Source organism: Spirosoma knui, assembly GCF_054780635.1.
Genome location: NZ_BAAGVY010000009.1, coordinates 172,989 through 194,791 on the forward strand (window position 1 = coordinate 172,989; position 21,803 = coordinate 194,791).

The following is a 21,803-nucleotide window of genomic DNA, read 5'->3' on the forward strand; positions in this document are numbered from 1 at the left end:
TCCACTTGCCCTGTTGCCGAAAAATCCGTTACCTTTGGCGTACAACTTTAGGGGTGTCAGTTCGAGAGTTGGGCTGACTGAGACAATACCCTTATCACCTGATGCAGTTCATACTGCCGTAGGGAAAAGTTAGCCTCGCTTACTGGCCTGCCAGATTGCGGTCTTTTCTCCCCTGAGGTTGTCGTACTTCCTTAACGCAGCCGATTATGACCGCAACAGCCCAATCCATCTGGAACGACATAGAACAGATTCGTCTCCAGTCTCCCCTCGTTCAAAGTATTACCAACTTCGTTGTCATGAACAACACGGCCAATGCCCTGTTAGCCTTGGGTGCTTCACCCGCTATGGTGCATGCCGAAGACGAAGTTGACGACTTCGTCACCATTGCCAGTGCGCTGGTCATAAACATCGGCACGCTCGATCAAAACTTTGTAGCGGGCATGAAACGAGCGATACGCAAAGCTCACGAACTAGGTAAGCCTATTGTGTTTGACCCCGTTGGCGTTGGTGCCACCAGGTACCGGAATGAGGTGAGCCGCGAACTTCTGACCCTGGCTGCTCCGACCATTATTCGGGGAAATGCGTCGGAGATTATGGCGCTGGCTGGATTAAACGCACAAACGAAAGGCGTTGATAGTGTACACGGTTCTTCGGCGGCACTTGATAGCGCCCGGCAACTCAACGCGGAGCTGGGTAGCATTGTGGTCGTTAGCGGAGCAGAGGACTATATCGTCGGAGCCGATCAGGTAGCAACCGTAGCGAATGGTCACGCCATGATGACTAAAGTAACGGGCATGGGCTGTACCGCAACGGCGTTGACCGCTGCCTTTGCTGCGGTGAACACCGATTATTTCCAGGCGGCTGTGCATAGTATGGCGGTTATGGGCATTGCGGGCGAGCTGGCCGCACAGCGTTCACCCGGTCCCGGTAGTTTACAATTGAATTTTCTGGATACGCTCTATCAATTGACGCAGCAGGACGTATCTGCGAATCTCAAATTAGGTCAGCTATGAGCGACGCCGTGTATTTGGTAACTGATAGCGCCATCTGTCAGCAGGCAGGGCATACCTTGCCGTTTGTGGTGGAAGAAGCGTGTCGGGCGGGCGTTCGCTGGGTTCAGTTGCGGGAGAAAGCTATGACGACCCGCTCCTTTGTGGAGCTAGGCACTACGCTTAAAACGATTACGCAGCGTTACGGGGCCAGATTGATTATCAACGACCGCGTCGACGTCGCGCTGGCGGTTGATGCGGATGGTGTACACATCGGTCAGGATGATATGCCGTATCCGCTGGTTCGTTCACTGCTTGGGCCGGGTAAGATTATTGGTTTATCCGTCAACAGCCTGACTGAACTGGTAGCCGCGCAGGGTCACGACGATATCGACTACTTAGGTATCGCAACCATCTTCGCTACCGGTACCAAGCTCGACACAGTTAGTTTGTTGGGACTTCCCGGCTTGCAGGACCTCTGTAAGCAAACTCAACTACCGACGTTTGCGATTGGCGGTATCAATGCCACGAATGTTCAGTCCGTAATGCAGACCGGCGTAGCGGGCGTAGCTGTCGTGTCCGCCATTTGCGGCCAGGCATCGCCGTATGAAGCCGCCCGTGAACTCATTCAACTAACTCAATGAAAACATATACCCGGGTTCTAACAATTGCCGGTTCTGACAGCGGTGGTGGCGCCGGTATTCAGGCTGATCTAAAAACCTTTTCGGCGCTGGGCTGCTATGGGCTTTCGGTCATCACGGCGCTTACGGCGCAAAATACGTTAGGCGTGAGCGGCATTCATTCGATACCACCCGCTTTTGTGGCCGAGCAGCTTAAAGCAGTACTGAGCGATATTGGCGTCAACGCCGTTAAAATCGGCATGCTCCACTCGCCCGACATTATTCGGGTTATCGCCGATTCGCTAACAGAGTTTGGTGTGCGGACGATTGTCGTCGATCCGGTTATGGTGGCAACCAGTGGCGACAAGCTTTTACAAGACGAAGCCATCGACGCCTTAAAAACGCATCTGCTACCCCTAGCCACGGTGATTACCCCAAATCTACCAGAAGCGGGTGTCTTGCTGAACCGCCCGCTCAATACGTTCGCCGATTTACAGCAGGCAGCCGCAGACCTTGGCGGTCAATATCCTGGTGCGATCTTATTGAAGGGTGGGCATTTACACGACACGGACAGCACAGATTTGCTATACATCTCTTCCGACGAGCAGATTCTATTTCCAACAAAACGTATCGATACACCTAATTCGCATGGTACGGGCTGTACACTCTCCTCAGCCATCGCGGCATACCTGGCCAAGAGTTTACCTTTGCATGAAGCCGTCTACCACGCGAAAACGTATTTGACGGGTGCTTTACAGGCTGGGGCTGTATATACACTTGGGCACGGTCACGGTCCTGTTCATCATTTCTTTTCTAACTGGCAGTAAGTAAACATAAACTATTGAAATTTTCTGTCATCCCGACGCCAGGAGGGATCTTCTCAAACTAACGATTATGACTGGTTACAGAAGATCCCTCCTGGCGTCGGGATGACAGAAAATCGCTCATTTGGACTTAAAGACCTAACCAATACTTACGCTAAACAATTACCGATGCGCTTCACTGATCAACTCTGGCAGCAGATTACACCCTTGTACGAAACCATCGTATCACATGGCTTTGTGCAGGAACTGGCGGTTGGCACCTTACCCGCAAATAAGTTTCAGTATTACATTCAGCAGGATGCTCTTTATCTGACTGATTTTAGCCGGGCGCTGGCGCAGTTGGCCGTTAAAGCATCGGCACCCGGCGATATTTTAGCCTTCACCGAGTTTGCCGCCAATGCGATCCGGGTGGAGCGAATCTTGCATGAGACGTACTTTGCCCTCTATGAGATTCAACCTGAAACTGAGAAAAAGCCGTCCTGTTTTGCCTATACGAACTTTTTGTTGGCTACAACAGCCACTCAGTCGCTGGCGGTGGGGGCAGCTGCCGTACTTCCTTGTTTCTGGATTTATCGTGAAGTAGGCAAACATATCTATACCCAGGCTCGTGAACAGAATCCCTATCAGGCCTGGATTGATACCTACGCCGGTGACGAATTCGATCAGGTCGTCGGCCAAATGCTCGACCTTACCGAACGACTGGCCAATGAAGCGAGTCCGACCGAACGCGAGAAGATGCAGGTAGCCTTCGTCCAGTCAAGCCGCCTAGAGTGGTATTTCTGGAACGACGCGTACCAGTTGACTGACTGGCTGGTTTGACCTTTGCCCTAACTACTAAGGGAGATAGCCACCAACTATTTGGGCGGAGAAATAGCGTAACTCACTAAAATAGACTCCAATTTTGCGATTAGTTTTCCTGAGTCACGAAATGGGCTTCGTGCACTCGGTGAACTGTTGTGCCAAAAATCGCCTATTGCTTAGCGTAACCATCCAGAATGACGAATATTCTCCTTCTCAAAATGACGCTCATGCCTACCATAATCGCCTTGGTTACGCTAGCGATTCGGAAGTGGGGAAACAAAATTGGAGGATTAATTGGCAGTATGCCCTGGGTAGCCGGAGCCATTCTGCTGTTCTTCATTCTCGAACAGGGTAAAGCCTTTGGTATCCATTCGATTCAAGGCACAATGACAGGCATCCTGGCCTTAATCAGCTTTTGTTTCAGCTACTCCGTTTTTGCCCGAAAGTTTACCTGGTTACCGACGCTTTTATTGTCATACAGCTTGTACACCGCCACAGCGGTAACCTTCAATTATCTACAACTCAGTTTATATTTGAGTTACGCACTTGTGATTGCGTATGTCTTGCTGACTTTGTGGCTCTTCCCTAAGCCGTCTGATCAACCCATAAAGGCTCGGCATTTACCATTTGATATTCCGATACGTATGGCTGTTGCTACGTTATTTGTCCTGGTCATTACCGGCCTTGCCAGCGTATTAGGGCCGGGTTGGAGCGGCATTTTAACGCCCTTTCCTATTCTAACTTCGGTTCTGGCTATTTTTTCGCATACGCTTCAGGGGAGTAATGCCACCATTACGACCCTGCGCGGACTCGTGATCGGTTTACTCGGCTTCACTACGTTCCTGTTTCTGCAAGCCTTTCTGTTACCGCTGTTTTCGGTTGGCGTATCGTTCGGGGTCGCGTTCGTTGTAAACTCAGTCATCAACGTAATTGCCAATCGGGTGTGGTAGCACTTCCAAATCGTTAATACGCTCTGATTGTCGCGAAACATGTTACCGGCCGACGTTGTTAAAATGGCGACTATCCATTTCAGAAATTACGTTTGCTTATCGCATAAACCGCTTAATCATGGCTAAGAAAAAGACGAATCCCGACGAAAACGAAAAGCCCCGTGTTCATAAAGAACTCGAAGGCTTCGATATTCAGATAAACTCCTTTGGTGAGATTACCACGAGTTTCGATATAGACAAGATCAATCAGTTTCTGAATAAGACGGTTGACGATAAGAAATTGCGCCATCGAACGGATCTGAACCTCAAAGGTGAGCCCAATCCGGACGAAACCGATGAAGAGTCGACGGATGAGGAACGGCTGTTTGATGAATCAGACAATGATCTGCCCGACGATATTAATTCACGCTAAGCAAGAAATGCATGTTTCCCTATTTGACTCACGTAGAAGCTCCCGAAAAATATAAGCTAAGATTGCGTTTTGATGACGGTACTCAGGGAGTCATCGATCTGTCAGCACTAGCCGGGAAAGGCGTGTTTTCAGCATGGGATGACGACAATCTTTTCCTGCATCCATTCATTAGCGTAACGGGGGCCATAGCTTGGAACGAGTGGCTCGATATTGATTCCAACAATGCCTACTTAATGTTGAAAAGAATGACGTTTGACGAATGGAAGCAAAACAAGCTTTTACATGCCTCAGATTAGCCGATTCTTCGGAATTATTATCGCGATGTATTATGATGATCATAATCCACCCCACTTTCACGCCAAATATGGTGACAGTGAATGCCTCATAAGCATTAATGACTTAAGTCTGCTTGAAGGTGAGCTGCCGTCCAGAGCCTTAGGCATGGTCATTGAATGGGCTATAATGCACCAAGAGGAGCTACTACTAAATTGGGAATTGGCAAAGAATTTAAAACCGCTCAATATTATTGAACCCTTAGTTAGTTTCAAGCCTTTTTACCCGACCTGCCAAATCGCCCGGTCGGGCTTTTTTTGTGCCGTTTGTACGAAAAACAGCTAACCAAATCGCCCGAAATACGTAGTTTCGAACATCGAACACAATTTATTTCCTAGCTAAAACTACGTATGTACTCCCACGAAATCGACTACAAAATCATTGGTGAAGACATCCAGATTGTAGAGATTGAACTTGACCCGCACGAGACGGTCATCGCCGAAGCGGGCTCAATGCTGTTTATGGAAGATGGCATTGAGTTTGAAACGAAAATGGGCGATGGTTCGCAGCCAAATCAGGGCTTTATGGGTAAACTGCTCCAGGCTGGCACACGTATGCTTACTGGTGAATCGCTGTTTATGACGCACTTCACCAACCGGGGCGCGGGCAAAAAGAAAGTAGCCTTTGCCGCGCCTTATCCGGGCACAGTGATGCCGATTAACCTGGCCAATACGTATGGCAATACGTTGATTGTGCAAAAAGACGCGTTTTTGTGCGCAGCTCTCGGAACCAAGCTGAGCATTCAGTTCAATCAGCGCCTTGGTTCAGGTTTTTTCGGAGGAGAAGGTTTCATCTTGGAGAAACTACAGGGCGATGGCATGGCGTTTATTCACGCGGGGGGTGTGGTGATTGAGCGCACGTTAAACAACGAAATGCTACGTGTCGATACAGGTTGTGTGGTTGGTTTCGAGCCAAGTATCAACTTCGATATTCAGCGGTCAGGTGGCCTTAAGAGCATGATTTTCGGAGGTGAAGGCCTGTTCGTCGCTACGTTACGTGGTTCGGGCAAGGTCTGGATTCAGTCGATGCCAATTTCTAAACTCGTACAGCGCCTAGCCCCCTACGGTGCCCAATCGCACAAGGAAGGCGGCTCAGTAATAGGGAAGTTAGGTAACCTGTTCGAAGAGTAACCGGGAATCTGTTCTGCCGAATAGCTGTTATCTTTGTCAGGATTTGGAGAGAACGAATTATGGAAGTCATTTGCACCAACGATAATTTTCCCGCGCCAGTACTGGCTTTCTACGCCGAGTTCGGCGTTCAGACGCCCAAGCGCGATCAACTGTACACGATTCGTCAGGTTAAGCGCCATACAACCGGCGAAACGGGTGTGCTGCTGAACGAAATTCAGAACCCAGAGGTGCCCGTAAAGCATCCCGTGATGGGTGAGGTCTGGTTTGAACCAACATTTAACATTAACCGGTTTGCCACCTTACTCGGCCAGCCTGTCCGGCAGGAAGAGCTGGCTGACGTAAATGTGTAAATCCATTGTACTCCGAAAGCAAGCCTGGCACCAAACTGCCGGGCTTTTTCGTTGTTTTGTAGCCTGACCGGGCTATCGAAAGAAATTAATGATAAAGCACTTATTTGTCCTTCTGATTGCGCTCTTATCAGCGGCCTGCGGAACCAGCTCATCCGAGAACTACACGCCCAAACCGAAGGGGTACCCACGTATCGACTTACCAACGCCGAAGTACACCTTACTTGAGCCGACGCATCCCTACCAGTTCGAGTACAATGGCATCGCCCGAATTTTACCCGATACGTTCGCCCGCTCGGAGCCGCACTGGATTTTTATCAACTATCCAGCCTATCATGCCAGCGTTCAACTAACGTACAAGCCCATTAATAACGACATCAATCGACTGCGGGCTATACTCGAAGATTCTTATAAGCTGGCTGCTCGTCATAATATCAAAGCCTATTCAATTGAGCAGCGAAAAATAAGGATGAAATCGGGCCTGGAGGCTAGTGTCATTGATCTGACTGGCGAAGTACCCAGTCAGGTGCAGTTTGTCACGACGGACTCGACTACCCATTTTCTGCGAGGGGCTCTGTATTTTAACACGGCCACCCAAAACGATTCATTACAACCCGTTATTGACTACATTCGGAAAGACATGCTACACATGTTGAATACACTCAAATGGAGAAAATAACGGCATCATTCGCCTGGTAATCATCTTATGAAAGCTTTACTTACCCTTGTTGCCTGTTTGTCATTATCAGTCGCCGTTGCGCAAACGCAAAAGCCAGTTCCTAAACCCGCTGCCCCTGCTAAAACGCCTGGCCAGATTATCTACGAACAAAATTGCCTTACCTGTCACCAGGTTAACGGTTCGGGCGTTCCCAACTTGAACCCTCCGCTACGTGGTACAGATTGGGTAGTAGGCGATAAAACCCGGCTGATCAATGTGCTGCTAAAAGGCCTGCAAGGCCAGGACATCGAAGGTGAACCATACGACAATGCCATGCCCGCCCACGACTTTCTTGGTGATCAGCAGATTGCCGACGTATTGACGTACATCCGCAGCAACTTCGGCAATAAAGCATCAGCTGTTACCGCCGACGAAGTCAAAGCCGTACGAGCTACGAAGTAGGAAACCAATTTCTGACAGGATTCGAACCGTTGATTTTCAACTTGAATCCTGTTAGAAATCGACGATGATGAGGGCCTTCTTTATTCTCCTTTTCGGGTTAAGTATTGGAGCCGGTTGCAAGCCAAAGGTTGATCCAAGTTGCGTTGAAGCCGTTCCAACATCCGGTTGTGCATGTGGGTATATTCTTCAACCCGTTTGCGGCTGTAATGGCAAAACGTACAGCAACCCCTGCCTGGCCGAATGTGTAGGTATTATAAACTACACGCCCGGCGAATGCAACCGGTAAGTTGACTCAGAAAGTAACGGGGCTTAGCGTCAGCTATTTATTCATAACTCACATATACTACGTCTGTATCACCCCAACGGAAAATGGCTTGGTAATTGGCGCGTGATTAGCAGCGGCTATACCTTCGGAAAGAATTTGCCGGGTTTGGAGGGGATCGATCACGGCATCAACCCACAACCGCGCAGCCGCGTAATAGGGCGAAAGCTGTGTATTATACTGATCCGTTATTTTTTGCAGTAAGGCTTGCTCGGCTTCGGGCGTAATGATCTCTCCTTTTGCTTTGAGCGATGCCACCTGAATTTGAAGCAGGGTTTTAGCTGCCGAAGCGCCACTCATCACGGCCATTTGCGCCGTTGGCCAGGCAAGCATTAGTCGCGGGTCGTATGCTTTCCCACACATCGCGTAGTTTCCGGCTCCGTACGAGTTGCCAATAACGACCGTGAACTTCGGTACAACTGAGTTGGCCATGGCGTTGACCATCTTCGCTCCGTCTTTGATGATGCCGCCCTGCTCAGCTCGGCTACCGACCATAAATCCAGAAACGTCCTGCAGGAACACAAGCGGAATACGCTTTTGATTACAGTTCATAATAAACCGAGCGGCTTTGTCAGCAGCATCGCCATAGATAACCCCGCCCATCTGCATTTCGGTCGGCTGACCGGTACGTCCTTTCGCCTTCACTACCTTCCGCTGATTGGCTACGATGCCTACCGCCCAACCGTCGATACGGGCATAGCCACACAGCAGCGACTGGCCATAACCAGGTTTATACGCATCAAACTCCGAGTTATCCACAAGTCTATCCACAATTTCCTGCATGTCGTACGGCTTGACACGGTCGGCCGGTAGAATCTGATAGATTTCTTCGGAATTTTTGGTTGGAAGCGCTGGCGTAACGCGATCAAAACCGGCTGTTTCGGTATGGCCCAGTTTGTCGAAAATGCGCTTGATGGCATCTAGACAGCTTTTGTCGTCTGGGTATTTATTATCGACTACGCCGGATATATCCGTGTGCGTCGAAGCGCCACCGAGAGTTTCGGCATCGACATCTTCACCAATGGACGCTTTAACTAGATAGGGACCCGCGAGGAAAATAGAACCGGTGCCTTCAACAATCAGCGCTTCGTCGGACATAATCGGCAGATAAGCACCACCGGCCACGCAACTACCCATGATAGCGGCTACCTGCAAAATTCCCATCGCCGACATCTGCGCATTGTTCCGGAACGTACGGCCAAAGTGTTCTTTATCTGCGAACACCTCGTCCTGCAACGGCAGATACACACCGGCGCTGTCAACCAGATAGATAATGGGCAGGCGATTCTCCATGGCAATTTCCTGCGCCCGGAGGTTTTTCTTGGCCGTAATCGGAAACCACGCCCCCGCTTTTACGGTGGCATCATTAGCGACAATCACACACTGCCGCCCCGATACGTAGCCAATACCAACCACAACACCACCCGATGGACAGCCGCCGTGTTCGGCGTACATGCCATCGCCAGTAAAGAGCCCGATTTCGGTAAATGGAAGGCCTTCGTCAATGAGGTAATCAATACGTTCGCGGGCGGTAAGTTTTCCTTTCTTATGCTGATCGTCGATACGTTTCGTGCCACCGCCTAGTTTTGTTTGGGCCGACCGGCGGTTCAATTCGTCAAGGAAAGGGACTAGCGAATGGAGATTTTCTGTGGTCATGGGTGAGTTGATGAATTCGAGTAAACACAAACGGGCGACCTGCTGAGTCGCCCGCTAATAAAACGTAATTTTCTTCAGTATGTTAGCCGAAGACTATAGGCATTTTTAAGAAGCTATGTCCACAGCCCGGTCATACACCTTTTGTAACGTAACGCTCAGTTCAATGCTTTGAATCCTGAATTGGCCCACTGGATCGTTCGTTTGTTCCATTAAGGTCCATTGACCGAGATCGTTCTTACGCCAAACCTCAACCGCTACCCGCTGCGAGTCGATCAGGACGTATTCCTGAAAAGAGGGGATAGCTCGATACCTCAGGAATTTTCGGCCACGGTCGTAGTCATCAGTTCCTTCGGAAAGCACTTCGATGAGCACCGTTGGATTCAGTAGGTTGTCAAATTCGTCCGGTAAAAACTGCGGCTCTCCGCAGACGATGACGATATCAGGATACGCATACAACCCTGTTTCAGGCAAATGTACACGCATATCCGAAGAGAATGACTGGCACATACTATTGTCGAGCGATGCGCCAACCCAGATTGATAAATTTTCTTTAACGCGGTTGTGGTTGCGGGTCGCGCCTGCCATAGGGATTAGTTCGCCATTGAAAAACTCACTTTTGTCAAGGGCCTGCCGCTCCGCCGTTAAATACTCCTCAGGGCTCATTACCCGCTTTTCGACCGCTATCATAGCTCAGGAAATTTACTCGTATGAAGATACGGTACTGACAAATTAAACGCAATTGACTTCGTCTGGTGTCCTTAACCGACCTATAGTAAATGTCTACTGGAGCCGGGTCGAATCAACTTTGGTGTTCGTAATCGTAGTTGTAGTGACGGTTGCGCTGCCGGGTTTGGCGGGGGCGGTCTTATCTTTCTTGCCGAACAACGAAAAATGAACGTAACGTTTCGGGTTCTCACGCAGATCCGTCAATAGTTTTTCGAGGCTGGCTGTAGTCGCATTGACGTTACTATACAGTTGCTCGTCGGAGGTTAGTTTACCAAGCGAACCCTTACCACTGTTCACGTCAGCCAAAATCCGTTGGAGATTATCAACCGTTTTGTTAACGGTGGCGAGTGTCTGCTTCAACTGCAACCCCTGAAGCGAATCGGCAAACGTATCAGCCTTAGCGAGGATCGGCTTGAGCTGCTGTTCCGTTTCCACGAGAGAAGCCGACAAGCGGCTTACGTTCGCCAGTGTGGCCTTTAAGCCCGCGCGGTTTTCTTCAATGGTAAGGTCAAGCGTTCTGACTCCCTGGTTGGCACTACGTAACGTTTGATTCAGCATGACCCCGGTTTGATCAAACTGGGCAACAACACGGTTGAGTTGATACGTCAGCGAATCGACGTTATTTAGAACAGGCAGGGTTTTCTCCCTAATCAAAGCGGATAAACCTGATTCTTTCGCAGCTACCAGCATTCCGCCATCTTCGAGTTGCGGAGCACCCGGCTTAATAGTCAGCAAAATGACTTTGCCACCGAGTAAGCCATCATCGGCTAGTACCGCGCGGGAGCCGCGGGTTACGATAATTTTCTTGTCGAGATCTAACGTAACCAGCAGTTTATTGCCTTGATTTTGAAGGATTTCAATCGTTTTAACCCGACCAACCGCCAAGCCATTAATCCGGACTGGGTTTGAGGCTGTCAATCCATCAATATTGTCGTATACTACCTGATACTTCGTTGACGATGAAAAAAAATCAGATCCTTTTAGAAAGTTGAATCCGAAATAAAACATCAACAACGTTATTACTGCCAGTAAGCCAACTTTTACTTCCTGTGAAACTTTCATGCGTGTAAGAAGAAGAACGACCGTTTAAGGTCACGCCAACCGATTTGGCTTCCCGTATAACCAAGTTTGGCGCGTGTTTGTCCCGTAAAGTTGGCGAAAATGGTAAACGGTTCTCCGAAGAACTGGATAAACGGCCAGCTAGTTTGCCGCTTCGATCTCTTGCTTGTACTGCGCAAATGCCTTGTAGATGGCGTCTGAAATCTCATCCTGCCCTTCCTCCGACATCAGGTAAAGCTCTTCAGTAGGGTTGGTCAGATACCCGGTTTCGATGAGTACACTCGGCATGGTCGTGCGCCACAGCACCAGAAATCCGGCCTGCTTGACGCCGTTGCTTTTGCGGTCGGCATTGTGCCGGAAGCTCCGTTCTACTTTCTCGGCGAAATTGATACTACTGCCCATAAACGCGTGCTGGTAGTTGGCCAGCATAATATGGGCTAAGGGCGAATTGGGGTTAAACCCTTTATAGGTTTGCTGATAGTTTTCTTCCTTCAGAATAACGGCGTTCTCGCGCTTGGCTACGTCCAGATTGCCATTCGTTTTGTGCAGCCCCATGGTATAAGTTTCCGTTCCATAGACCCGGCTCGACGATGGGCTGGCATTGCAGTGGATTGAAATAAAGAGATCGGCCTTGTTTCGATTCGCAATAGCCGACCGTTCGGCCAGTTCAACAAAATGATCCGAAGCACGGGTGTATATTACCCGTATATTCGGCATCTCTTCCTTAATTTTACGACCAAGTTGCAGCACAAGTTTAAGTACCACCCGAGATTCGCGCGTCCGGCGACCAATACAGCCAGGGTCTTTGCCGCCGTGTCCCGCATCGAGCACGACGGTGCGGAGCCGGTTGGGAGCCGACTCAGTATCCTGACTGGCTTCGGCCCGACGGATCGTGTCCTGATATAGGCCGGGCGCGGGTAGTACCGTCAGCGCCAGCAGGGGTAGCGTCAGCAGTACCGTTGTTACTATTCCGGGTACCGGACGAAGACGGCGAAGGCCGGTTGAATTAATAATTTTTAACAACGGAAAACGTTCCAAAGCAATAGTGGGATAACTGTTCGTGAATACCTTTGTAAGCCATAGACTTAACGGTCTTTTGGCAAATATAATTTTTCTTATAAATCTGAAAAAAGGATACCTTATTTTGCGGCCTCAGCGGATACGACAGATTTGGGTGCGGATTTTGGCCTGCATTACCGGATTACTATGGGTTGTTACGGCAATGGGACAAAGTAACCCGACGCCCCGACAACCTGGCAAAGGAGGTCTCCCTCCGGCTACGGTACCTGCTCAGCGGGTGCCTGATGCGCCTTCGGGTACACCGTCTGGCAACACGCCTGCTTCGCGTACGTCGACCAACAATCCCGCTGCGGGTACAACAACCCCTGGCTCCCAAACCACTGCTGCCAGCCCTACGACACCGGGCATTGTATCACCTAACGTAGTTCGGCCACAATCCCGCATTGGGGCTGACACCTCCCGAATAGCCGCAAATGATTCGGTGAAACGGGATACGGCCCAAACTGCGGATTCGTTTCAAACCACTGTCAAATACCAAGCCAAAGATTCAACCATTTATGCCGCTGATGGTCAGACGGTTGAATTATTCGGCGACGCCAGCGTAATATACGGCGATATATCCCTAAAAGCGGATTATATCCGTTTAAATTATCTAACCAACGAGGTATACGCCAAAGGCCGGTACGACTCAACGGCTAAGAAACAAATTGGCCAGCCCGTCTTTCAGGATGGAGAAGGCAAGTACGATGCGAAGGAAATCCGCTACAACTTCAAGTCGAAAAAAGGGCGGATTCAGGGCGTGATCACCCAACAGGGCGAAGGCAATATTCGGGGCGTAACGGTGAAGAAAGATGCCGAGGATAACCTGTACATTGGGAAGGCCATTTACACGACCTGTAATCTGGCCACTCCGCACTTCCACATCAACGCCAGTAAACTCAAGGTTATTCACAACAAACAGGTCGTAGCGGGGCCGTTTAATCTGGTCATTAATCAGATTCCGTTGCCCATCGGGCTTCCGTTTGGCTTCTTTCCGTTTCCGAAGCGAAAAGAAATTGGCGTTTCGGGCATTCTGGTTCCGCAATACGGTGAAGAACCCAACGGACGGGGATTTTATCTACGTAATGGCGGCTACTACTGGGCGGTGAGCGAAAACCTGGGAATGCAGTTTACCGGCCAGATCTACTCACGCGGCAGTTGGGGCGCGGGCATATCAACGGCTTACAACAAACGCTACCGCTACAGTGGCGGAGTTAACTTCCAGTTCAACCGGAACCGCTCCGGCGACCGGGTCGATACCACCCAAACGCCACGTAGCGACTTCTCTTTTACGTGGTCGCACTCGCCCGTACCACGCGGCCGGGGTAGCTTCTCGGCAAACGTGAACGTCAGCAGCAATAGTTACAATCAGTTCAATTCGTTCAGCACCCAGCAGTATATTTCGAACGTAGCGGGGTCTTCGGTGCAGTATAGCCGCACCTTTGGTCAGTACGTGCGGGCCGGGGCCAACGTTCGGGTGAACCAGCAGTTCGGACAGGTAAACCCGAATACAAATGTTCGGCAAAACGGTAAAACGGATATTTCGTCGGACTTCAACATTGGTATCAATCAGATTTCACCTTTTGCACTGAGGGGTGGCACCGGGCGGTGGTACGAGAGCTTTCGGGTTGGCCTGGATATCAGCGGCTCAATCGGCGTTAGCAACACCATCCGGCGGCAGGTCGATACCACGGGTTTAGGCTTTCCGGTGCTAACGGATATTCCAACGATCAACACCGTTCAACGGCTTCTGGACAGTACCCGGCGGGCCAATAACCTGCGCTTAGGTATTGTCGACCCTGATCCGAACCTGATTCCGTTCAGCGTAGATAATGCCAATCGAATCTGGCAGAATCGTGTTGTTCAGGCTCGGTATAGTATCCCAATTTCCCTACCGAATATTAAGCTGTTACGTTATATTAACCTGACGCCGGGCTTCTCGCTGCAAGGAGATATTTACACGAAGAAGCTGAATTACGTATTCGTGCCCGATAGCAACAAAGTTCGGATTGATACCGCCCGTGGGTTTTTCCCTTCCTACAATTTCTCGGTCAACGCCAGTATGAATACGCGCTTCTACGGTACGTATTTCATACGCGGTAAACGGATCGAAGCGATACGTCATACCGTAGCGCCGTCTATTTCATTCAGCTACGTTCCTGATTTCACCAATCCATCTTTTGGGCAGTTCCAGATCTTACCGAACACACCAGGAACAGCGCTGGCCGACTTACCCCTCTACCGCCGAACGCTGTCGGTCTTTCGAGGGTTGGGTGGCAGTGGGGGTAGCGGCAGCACACAGGCAGCCTTTATTTCGTTTGGGATTGTGAACCAGCTCGAAATGAAAGTTCGCACGCGTAGTGATTCGACTGGACAGGATTTTAAGAAGATACCTATTTTTGATAACCTTAGTCTGACGGGCAGCTATAACCTGCTGGCTCCAGACTTTAACTTATCGCCCATTGCTGTCAGCGCGAACACGCAGATATTTAAGAATATCAGCTTTAACTTTTCGTCGACATTCGATCCGTATGCGTACCGAGCGTATGGTGGAACACCAGTTTATGATTTGCAAACGTACCCAATTGGTGGAACCCCAATAACGCCGTTAAGCTACTCGCCAATATTGCTCAGAGCCACTAGTTATGAAAATCAGCAGTATATACGAGTGCCTAAGCTATACGCTATTCAAGCGGGGCAGGGACTATTACGCCTGACAAATATACAGGCCTACGCCAGCGCACGATTTGCACCTAAACAAGCGAATAAGCCGAAAACAAGCGCCAATGCAACCGATGCTACGTTGAAGGCTATAAACAACAACCCGGAGCTATACGTTGACTTCAACATCCCCTGGTCGATGAATGTCAGCTACACCTTTGGTTTATCGAAGATCACTCCTAAAGATCCACAAATCATCCAAGCATTAACACTGACGGGCGATTTGAGCCTGACGCCGAAGTGGAAAATAACGGTCAATACGGGTTACGATTTTACGTTCAAGAGTCCAACGCTGACGACCATCGGTATCAACCGCGATCTGCACTGCTGGGAAATGGCCTTCAACTGGACTCCCTACTCGGGTAGTAATATCCGGTCGGGTAACTACTCGTTCGATCTGCGGGCCCGGTCGTCAATCCTTCAGGAGCTAAAACTCAGCCGTCGCCGGAGTTTCTACGACAACGGCGGTTTTTACGGCCGATAACATACCGCAACGGGCGAGACGCCCTTATCGTAAAAACTAGCTGGTCGCATAGACAGTACGGGTTTGGGTATTCGTTATAGTAACCTATGAAAATCGCATCGCTGCGTACGATTCTTATTCTTGCGGCTATTCTGGCCGTCAATATGCTGTCGGCCTTTGTTTTCTTTCGGCTCGACTTGACCGAAGAGAAACGGTACACGCTCTCCGAAGCTACGCAAACCCTGTTGAGCAACCTACCGGATGATGTCCACGTCGAGGTCTACTTAACCGGCGACTTGCCACCGGGCTTCAAACGACTCGAAACCGCCGTTCGGGAGACGTTAGACGAATTTCAGGCTAACGCAGGTCAAACCGTTACGTATCGTTTCACCGATCCGGACGCGATTACCAAGGCCGATGAAAAAGCGAAACTGATTGACAAGCTGCAACAGCGCGGTTTGCTACCCACTAATCTGTTCGCTAACGAAGGCGGTAAGCGGATCGAAAAGCTTATTTTTCCGGGTGCCGTCGTATCCTACAAAGGCAAAGAAGCGGCCGTTCAGCTTCTGAAAGGCAACAAAACCGCGTCTCCGCAGGAACAGCTCAACCAATCGTATGAAGGCATTGAATTTCAATTGGCGTCGGCCATTCGGAAACTAACCCAAACCGAAGGCAATCGGCGACGTATCGGCCTGCTGTACGGACATACGCAGGTTCCCCCCTCCCGATTTGCCGACCTACTGGCGTCTGTCCAGGAGAATTACGATCTGTTCTTCATCGACATGAGCAAACCGGGGCCAATTGAGGGCCTCGATGCGGTCGTAGTGCCAAAACCCGACAAGCCGTTTTCCCAAGACGAAATTTTTAAGATCGATCAGTTTGTTGTTAAGGGTGGGCGGGCTCTATTTTTTGTGGATGGGCAGCGCGTCGATTCGGTCAGCAACGAAGGCACCTATGCACAACCACTTGATCTGAACCTCGACGATCTGTTTTTCCGCTGGGGCATTCGCCTGAACCGCGACGTAATCAAGGACTTTTACTGCGCCCCTATTCCGCTTAATGTCGGTAATCTTGGCGATAAGCCGAATATTCAGTTAGTTCCCTGGCGCTTTTATCCGTTAATCAACAATTTCGGAACGAGTGGCAACCCGATTGTCCGCAATCTGGATGCGCTGTTAAGTCGCTTCGTGAGTACACTCGACACCGTACGGGCTCCTGGCATTCAGAAAACACCGGTGCTGTTAACGTCGCCCTACACCAAAGTCTTAAAGGCACCGGCGCTGATCTCGTACAACGAAGCGCGGCAGCAGCCAGACCCGAAAACCTACAACGAGGGTGTCAAGATTGTCGGCTGTTTGCTAGAAGGGCAGTTTCAATCGTTGTTTGCGAATCGTATTTTGCCGGGTGATCCACGCGCCAATGGCTTTCGAGCCGAAGGTGAGCCATCCCGAATCCTCGTCTGCTCCGACGGTGATCTGATTGTGAACGATGTCGATTATAAGCGAAACACTCCGTATCCGCTCGGCTTCGACCGCTTCACCCGTACTACGTTCGCCAACAAAGATTTTGCCTTGAATGCCATCGACTACCTAGTAGATCCCAATGGCGTCATTGCCGCGCGGGCCCGGACCGTAACGCTTCGGCCGCTGGACAAGATCAAAGTCAACGAGAGCCGTACGATTTGGCAGCTGCTTAACCTACTTGGGCCACTCGCCCTGGTTGGACTAGTGGGTGTTATCTGGCAGGTAGCCCGCCGACAGAAGTACGCGAAATAGCGTCCTTAAGTCATTGGTCATTTGCTGTCATTCGCCATTCATAGTCATTGGTTATTCATGTTAACCCAGGTGTGACTATCATGTGTTATCAATAGCTATTGTGAAATGGGGAACAATAGTTAGCGTCAGCAACATGACCACCAATGACAATTCATGGCTAATGACCAATATGACTAACTTTCCCTAACTCGCTTGTAGATCCAGATACCCGCCATTAGTAAGGCGGCAAACGCGGCCAGCCCCAGCAGGCCCCACAGCATGCCGAGTGCATCCTTGAGGACGACCAGAAACACAATGCTGAATAAAAACAACGTAGCGACTTCGTTCCAGATACGTAGCTGGGTTGATGTATAGTGTAGTTCACCGCGCTCCTGCTGCCGAAACAGGACGTGACAGGCGATATGATAGGCATAAAGGCCCGCGACGAACGTAAGCTTGTAGATCAGCCAGGAAGGTGTAGACCCGTAGTTATACCAGGTGTTTAAACCCAGGATGAGCGTAAGAAAGGCCGATGGCCACGTAATGCCGTACCACAACCGTCGCTGCATAAGGGCCAGTTGCGTTTGCAGAACTGTACGGGTAGGTTCTGGCTGCTCGGCTGCTTCGGTGAAATAAATAAACAGGCGTGGTACGTAAAAAAGGCCCGCAAACCAGGTGACCACGAAGATGATGTGCAGGGCTTTTACGTAGAAAAACGTCATATCTCACGATACCTTATTCAACCGCAAACTTCAAAAGCCATTGTCCCACCGTCGCACTTGTTACGTTAAAAACAAGGTTCGGAAACAAGCCCAGCGCTAATGCCATAGCTCCAAGCGGTATCAACAGGAGTTTTTCGCGGGGGGTCAAATCTGTTAGTACCGCTCCCGCTTCGTGCCGACTCCAGTAGGGACCGAAGAACATCCGTTGTAAAGTCCACAGAAAATAACCCGCAGCCAACAGAATACCCGTTGTGGCAACGGCCGTCAGCCAGCCCGGCAACCAGGCCGACTGGAAACTGCCCATCAACGTGAACAACTCGCCAACGAAACCCGAAAAGCCAGGTAGCCCCAGCGATCCGAAAAAGGCAATGGCGGTCAACGATGCGTACTGCGGCATCGGTTGCATCAGGCCCCGGTAGGAGTCGATACGTCGGTCGTGGGTACGGTCGTACACAACCCCGGCAATAAGGAACAACATGGCCGACAGAACGCCATGGCTGACCATTTGGTAGACAGCGCCATTGATACCTTCGGCAGTCAACGAAGCTACGCCCAACAGCACGAAACCCATGTGGGAGACGGACGAGTAGGCAATCATCTTTTTGACATCGTTCTGCGCCAGCGCGTTTAAACCGCCGTACACAATAGACAGCGTTCCTAATATGGCCAGCGTTCTGGCGTATTCGGCACCACCGTCGGGGAAGAAATTCCAGGCGATCCTCAAAAATCCGTATCCACCAATTTTCAGGAGTACGCCCGCCAGCACGACTGATACGGGCGTTGGGGCTTCAACGTGTGCATCCGGCAGCCACGTATGCACCGGAACAATAGGCAGCTTGATGGCGAAGCCGATAAATACCGCCCAGAAAGCCAGCATCCGGGCGGGTACGCCTAACACCATTGGCTCGGCGGCCGGATTCAAAAATGCGTCAGGCAGGTAGTTTCCACCATCGGCCAGGTAACGCATATCGAAGGTATGAACGATCTGCGCCGGATTAAGCTGCCCATTCTGTAAGTTCGTTTGAACAAGTTGATAAATCTCGTCGGATACCAGTGACGGATCGTCAACGTATCCAGCCAGAACCGCCGTACTCACTGGGTCCATAACCGATAGGTAGAGACCAATCATAACCAGCAAAATCAGGAGTGATCCCAGCAACGTATACAGGAAAAACTTGATCGACGCGTACTCCCGGCGCGGGCCGCCCCATAAGCCGATCAGGAAGTACATCGGCAGGAGCATAAACTCGAAGAAAAGAAAGAACAGGAAGAAATCGAGCGTCAGAAAGCAGCCCATAATCGTGCCCGTCAGGAGCAGGTAAAGCGCGTAATAGGCTTTGGTTTTCTCCGTAATCGTCGTCCACGAAGAAATTACGCCAACGACCATCACAACCGCCGATAAAACAACCAGCGGCAGGCTCATGCCATCGACACCGACCAGATAGTCGATGGAGACAATACCCAGATTACCAAGCGGCAAGGTGATCCAGTCGGTTTGTTCGAGCAACTGATAACCGGCCAGGCTCTTGTCAAAAGCAACGTAAACCATGACTGCCAGCACCAGGTCTGCCAACGTAACGCCTAAGGCAATTTTGCGAAACTGCGCGGTTTGACCTTCCGGCAATAAGGCTACCAGCAACGACCCAAGCAGTGGAATAAAAATCAGTAACGAAAGAATCATACATGTCTCCGGCAGCACCCGCTACCAGTCTTTAGGACAATGACAGCTCAGCGCTGCCGACGACAGTTAAAGCAACCACCAAAGCACAATCAATAATCCAACAACAGCCGCTGTAATGTACGATTGTACCCGACCGTTTTGCACCGACCGGACAATTCGCCCTAGTCGGCCAGCCAGCCAGGCGGCCCCGTTCACGAGCCCATCGACGCCGTACCGGTCTACTCCGCTGGTGAGATACGCCAGCACTACCGTCGAAACGCCAGCCCCGTTCACGGCCCCATCAACTACCCGTTGGTCTGTACGAGTTAAAAGAACTGCTAATTTCATCGCTGGGTTGATGATGAAGTATTGATAGATGGTATCCAGAAAGCCGTACTCAACGGACAATCGGACGTAACTGCGCGTATGGTTTGGTTCTTTCATCTGGAATCCAATCCAGCCACCCAACAAGACTAGGCTAATCGACGCGGGTGCTAACCACCAACTGCTGTGTTCCTCGGCCATCGGCATCACCGAAAAGAACCAGCTTCCGTGCGCCGAAAACGGATTCAACGCAAACCAGAACGCGATCGATAGTACGGCCAGCACGACCATTGGACCGCGCATAAGCCAGTCGGGCTCGTGTGCCTGCGCTAGTGGAAGGGACTGATTTCTGTAATCGTCGAAAAAAATCAGGCGCCATTGCCGGACCATGTACAGCGCCGTTAAGCCAGACGAGATCAGCAGGGATACAGGGATGAGGTACGATAAACCATCATTCTGCGCATCCGCCCAGGCAAAGGCCCCACCCAGAATCGCTTCCTTCGACAGGAATCCTGAAAAAAATGGAAGTCCGGCCAAAGCGGCTGCACAGACTGAATAAACCAGAAAGGTTGTGGGTAAGACTTTACGCAGCCCACCCATCTGTCTCATGTCCTGCGTATGCACCGCGTGTATAATAGCTCCAGCACTCAGGAAAAGCCCGGCTTTGAAAAAAGCGTGGGTGAGCAAATGAAACAGAGCGCCACTTACGTTACCGGTGCCCATGCCAGCCACCATCAATCCGAGCTGTGATACCGTTGAGAAAGCCAGAACCTTTTTAATATCCGTCTGGAATAAGGCCGAATACCCGCCCCAGATAGTAGTTATTGTACCGATCAGGGTAATCACCACCAACGCATCGGGCGACAATAGTGGGTGAATACGAGCCAGCAGAAAGATTCCGGCGGCCACCATCGTGGCCGCGTGCAGCAGAGCCGATACGGGTGTAGGGCCTTCCATAGCGTCGGGAAGCCAAGTCAATAGCGGAAACTGGGCTGATTTGCCCACACATCCCATAAACAGGCACAGACCTATGGCGGTCGGCGGAACCGCAAAGGCATCATCGGTCAGTAACGCCGACAACTCTAACGTACCGTAGTAATGGTACGTTAGAAAAATACCGATCAGGAACCCCATATCCCCTACCCGATTCATCAGGAACGCTTTCTTGGCGGCCTGACTCGCGCTGGGACGCTCAGCATAGAAGCCAATGAGCAGATACGACGCTAAACCGACTAACTCCCAGAAGCCGTACAGAACCAGCAGGTTACCGGCCAGGACGATACCCAGCATGGAGCCAACAAACAGCTGCAGGTAAGCAAAATAACGAGCGGCCTGGTTCGGGTTATCCGCAAACTCCTCCCGCATGTACGAGACCGAGAACAGTTGAACGAGGAGTGCCACAAAATGAACCAGGATCAGCATCAAAGCCGTAAGCGCATCGAGCCGAAAACTGATCGAGAATAACTGGCTGGCAAACGTGGCCCACTGCGCCTGATACGTTACTGGCTGATTTGGCAACTGAATGGCTAACACCACCGAAGCAACAAATCCAACGGTCGTCAGGGTAACTGCCAACCCGCCTACCATACGCCGTTTACTAGCCGCTAACACCAGCGCTCCGCTAAACGGTAATCCCAGCAAAATAGCAATCAAAGGGCGTAGTAGTGCGTCGTCGGGCATCGGTGCTGATTAATCCTCGCGCAAATATCCCCAATCCAGCGTCTTTAAACAAACCCGGTTACTGACCACCCGTAGACAAGCAGAATTCAGCAGCGAAACACACTTGTTTATGAATTTGCTACGTTGATTCG

General features: G+C 50.6%; 22 protein-coding genes and 1 riboswitch. Of the genes, 15 read left to right on the plus strand and 7 right to left on the minus strand.

Annotated elements, in window-relative coordinates; all coding sequences use genetic code 11:
- The first annotated feature begins 39 nt into the window (after positions 1-39).
- Positions 40-142, plus strand: a riboswitch (TPP riboswitch).
- 64 nt (positions 143-206) lie between these two features.
- The 13 genes from thiM to ACYVIY_RS18930 all read left to right on the plus strand — a co-directional run bounded on the left by thiM (position 207) and on the right by ACYVIY_RS18930 (position 7,812).
- A complete protein-coding gene (gene thiM, locus ACYVIY_RS18870; protein WP_460977946.1) occupies positions 207-1,013 on the plus strand; it encodes a hydroxyethylthiazole kinase in 807 nt (268 codons plus the stop codon).
- A complete protein-coding gene (thiE, locus tag ACYVIY_RS18875; RefSeq protein ID WP_460977947.1) occupies positions 1,010-1,633 on the plus strand; it encodes a thiamine phosphate synthase in 624 nt (207 codons plus the stop codon). The genes thiM and thiE overlap by 4 nt, the downstream gene beginning before the upstream one ends.
- Entirely contained in the window at positions 1,630-2,436 is an 807-nt protein-coding gene (thiD, locus tag ACYVIY_RS18880; RefSeq protein WP_460977948.1) for a bifunctional hydroxymethylpyrimidine kinase/phosphomethylpyrimidine kinase, read from the plus strand. The genes thiE and thiD overlap by 4 nt, the downstream gene beginning before the upstream one ends.
- A gap of 165 nt (positions 2,437-2,601) precedes the next feature.
- On the plus strand, positions 2,602-3,252 hold the full coding sequence (tenA, locus tag ACYVIY_RS18885; protein ID WP_460977949.1) for a thiaminase II: 651 nt from the start codon (positions 2,602-2,604) through the stop codon (positions 3,250-3,252).
- 209 nt (positions 3,253-3,461) lie between these two features.
- Complete coding sequence (locus tag ACYVIY_RS18890; protein ID WP_460977950.1) at positions 3,462-4,184, plus strand: hypothetical protein; 723 nt, start codon at positions 3,462-3,464, stop codon at positions 4,182-4,184.
- Between the two features lie 118 nt (positions 4,185-4,302).
- Entirely contained in the window at positions 4,303-4,596 is a 294-nt protein-coding gene (locus ACYVIY_RS18895) for a hypothetical protein (protein ID WP_460977951.1), read from the plus strand.
- 11 nt (positions 4,597-4,607) lie between these two features.
- On the plus strand, positions 4,608-4,892 hold the full coding sequence (locus ACYVIY_RS18900) for a hypothetical protein (RefSeq protein WP_460977952.1): 285 nt from the start codon (positions 4,608-4,610) through the stop codon (positions 4,890-4,892).
- Positions 4,879-5,214 (plus strand): DUF4160 domain-containing protein, encoded by a 336-nt coding sequence (locus ACYVIY_RS18905; RefSeq protein WP_460977953.1) that lies wholly within the window; start codon positions 4,879-4,881, stop codon positions 5,212-5,214. The genes ACYVIY_RS18900 and ACYVIY_RS18905 overlap by 14 nt, the downstream gene beginning before the upstream one ends.
- Before the next feature lie 65 nt (positions 5,215-5,279).
- Complete coding sequence (locus ACYVIY_RS18910; protein ID WP_460977954.1) at positions 5,280-6,059, plus strand: TIGR00266 family protein; 780 nt, start codon at positions 5,280-5,282, stop codon at positions 6,057-6,059.
- Positions 6,060-6,118: 59 nt separating this feature from the next.
- Complete coding sequence (locus ACYVIY_RS18915; RefSeq protein WP_460977955.1) at positions 6,119-6,409, plus strand: hypothetical protein; 291 nt, start codon at positions 6,119-6,121, stop codon at positions 6,407-6,409.
- Between the two features lie 88 nt (positions 6,410-6,497).
- Positions 6,498-7,085, plus strand: coding sequence for a gliding motility lipoprotein GldD (gene gldD / locus ACYVIY_RS18920; protein WP_460977956.1), 588 nt, complete (start codon positions 6,498-6,500; stop codon positions 7,083-7,085).
- A 27-nt stretch (positions 7,086-7,112) separates the two neighbouring features.
- Positions 7,113-7,526, plus strand: a complete 414-nt coding sequence (locus ACYVIY_RS18925; protein WP_460977957.1) for a c-type cytochrome — start codon at positions 7,113-7,115, stop codon at positions 7,524-7,526.
- Positions 7,527-7,593: 67 nt separating this feature from the next.
- Positions 7,594-7,812, plus strand: a complete 219-nt coding sequence (locus ACYVIY_RS18930) for a protease inhibitor Kazal-type (protein WP_460978052.1) — start codon at positions 7,594-7,596, stop codon at positions 7,810-7,812.
- A 57-nt stretch (positions 7,813-7,869) separates the two neighbouring features.
- Here ACYVIY_RS18930 and ACYVIY_RS18935 read toward each other — a convergent pair whose 3' ends face one another.
- The 4 genes from ACYVIY_RS18935 to ACYVIY_RS18950 all read right to left on the minus strand — a co-directional run bounded on the left by ACYVIY_RS18935 (position 7,870) and on the right by ACYVIY_RS18950 (position 12,258).
- A complete protein-coding gene (locus ACYVIY_RS18935) occupies positions 7,870-9,504 on the minus strand; it encodes an acyl-CoA carboxylase subunit beta (RefSeq protein ID WP_460977958.1) in 1,635 nt (544 codons plus the stop codon).
- Positions 9,505-9,609: 105 nt separating this feature from the next.
- The gene (locus ACYVIY_RS18940) at positions 9,610-10,191 is read right to left on the minus strand and encodes a Uma2 family endonuclease (protein WP_460977959.1); all 582 of its coding nucleotides are present in this window, start codon (positions 10,189-10,191) and stop codon (positions 9,610-9,612) included.
- 93 nt (positions 10,192-10,284) lie between these two features.
- The gene (locus ACYVIY_RS18945) at positions 10,285-11,292 is read right to left on the minus strand and encodes an MlaD family protein (RefSeq protein WP_460977960.1); all 1,008 of its coding nucleotides are present in this window, start codon (positions 11,290-11,292) and stop codon (positions 10,285-10,287) included.
- A 138-nt stretch (positions 11,293-11,430) separates the two neighbouring features.
- Positions 11,431-12,258: an N-acetylmuramoyl-L-alanine amidase family protein gene (locus ACYVIY_RS18950; RefSeq protein ID WP_460978053.1), complete on the minus strand. Its 828-nt coding sequence runs from the start codon at positions 12,256-12,258 to the stop codon at positions 11,431-11,433.
- Between the two features lie 253 nt (positions 12,259-12,511).
- Here ACYVIY_RS18950 and ACYVIY_RS18955 point away from each other — a divergent pair, with 253 nt between their 5' ends.
- Both ACYVIY_RS18955 and gldG read left to right on the plus strand, forming a co-directional pair.
- The gene (locus ACYVIY_RS18955) at positions 12,512-15,553 is read left to right on the plus strand and encodes a putative LPS assembly protein LptD (RefSeq protein ID WP_460977961.1); all 3,042 of its coding nucleotides are present in this window, start codon (positions 12,512-12,514) and stop codon (positions 15,551-15,553) included.
- A gap of 86 nt (positions 15,554-15,639) precedes the next feature.
- A complete protein-coding gene (gene gldG / locus ACYVIY_RS18960; RefSeq protein ID WP_460977962.1) occupies positions 15,640-17,307 on the plus strand; it encodes a gliding motility-associated ABC transporter substrate-binding protein GldG in 1,668 nt (555 codons plus the stop codon).
- Positions 17,308-17,480: 173 nt separating this feature from the next.
- On the opposite strand, the gene ACYVIY_RS18965 is transcribed toward gldG, so the two are convergent.
- From ACYVIY_RS18965 to ACYVIY_RS18975, 3 genes are all read right to left on the minus strand, one after another.
- Positions 17,481-18,008: a CopD family protein gene (locus ACYVIY_RS18965; protein WP_460977963.1), complete on the minus strand. Its 528-nt coding sequence runs from the start codon at positions 18,006-18,008 to the stop codon at positions 17,481-17,483.
- A gap of 13 nt (positions 18,009-18,021) precedes the next feature.
- Positions 18,022-19,689: a complex I subunit 4 family protein gene (locus ACYVIY_RS18970; RefSeq protein ID WP_460977964.1), complete on the minus strand. Its 1,668-nt coding sequence runs from the start codon at positions 19,687-19,689 to the stop codon at positions 18,022-18,024.
- 66 nt (positions 19,690-19,755) lie between these two features.
- Positions 19,756-21,672 (minus strand): NADH-quinone oxidoreductase subunit 5 family protein, encoded by a 1,917-nt coding sequence (locus ACYVIY_RS18975; RefSeq protein WP_460977965.1) that lies wholly within the window; start codon positions 21,670-21,672, stop codon positions 19,756-19,758.
- Positions 21,673-21,803: the final 131 nt, after the last annotated feature.